Here is a 1,028-nt window from a genome sequence, read left to right on the forward strand (position 1 = left end):
GTTGGCCGTAAATTTGTCGTTCAGCAGTGCGCCTTCTGTCAGTTCAAAGATGGTTGCATCGCCATTTTTGTATAGCGGATGACTCTTCGACACTGAGATTTCAATCAGCGGATCATCTTTGTCTAACGGATAAGAGTATTTATCGGACAATAAGTTACCTTTGTTATCGGTAATCTTTAGCCACGCTTTGTCGTGCTTTTCATCGGGTGGCTGAACCGTTACTTCAAACTCTTTTACATCACCCGCTTCACGAATATTGAATTTCGCACTGCCTTGAGCAAACGTCGTAGACGCTTCATAACTTTGTGCGGCAATGGATTTAGCGTCGTTGGTTTCCATCTTGATGATGGCAGCACCACTGCGAGTAGGACGCAGCAGCACTCGTTCGCCAGCGGCAAGGCCTTCGCCGATTTGCACTCTCATGCCATCCAATACGAAGGTAGAATCCGACTGGTCTATATCTATCTGAACTTGCTCGCCTTTCGGTGTTGTCACGCTGTAGCGATCACCATCGAAGCGCAGCGCATATTCGCCACCTTTCAACGCCGAAATATCATCGACATAAACGGCAACGTCCGCTTTCGAGTTTGGTGCAGTAAACACTCGTGATTTAGCCACCAGCTCAGAATTCACATCGGTGAAAACGTCTTTACCGATTTTGCCGTTGAGATCCAAACCTTGCGATTGCAGTTGGTTGACCTTGTAAGAGAATCCGGTAGCTAAGCGCCCCATTTCATCCAGCAGTTGCGGAATGTGTTTGTCACGCATGTCGAGTAGCGCGCCGATTTTGCCGTCCATGTCGTCGGCCTTAATCGCTTTAATGCCATCGCCTTCGACCATCGCTAGACGTCGTTGGTGCACGTCTGGGTAGCCATCAATCATTTTTAATTGGCTTGCCTCTGTGCCCGACACCAAGGTATGACCATTGCCGATGTGCACGTTGAAACCTTCAGCGTTTTTACGTGGGGTCACGGTGACCTTAGTGTATTCCGACAGCTCGGTAATGAGCTTTTCATGCTGATCCATCA

1 protein-coding gene is annotated in these 1,028 nt (G+C 48.5%); it reads right to left on the reverse strand.

The window, feature by feature from the left end; translation table 11 throughout:
- On the reverse strand, positions 1-1,028 hold a 1,028-nt coding region (locus R8269_RS26340; protein ID WP_412079975.1), incomplete at both ends, for a FlgK family flagellar hook-associated protein.

This window comes from Vibrio sp. Vb0667 (assembly GCF_033391095.1).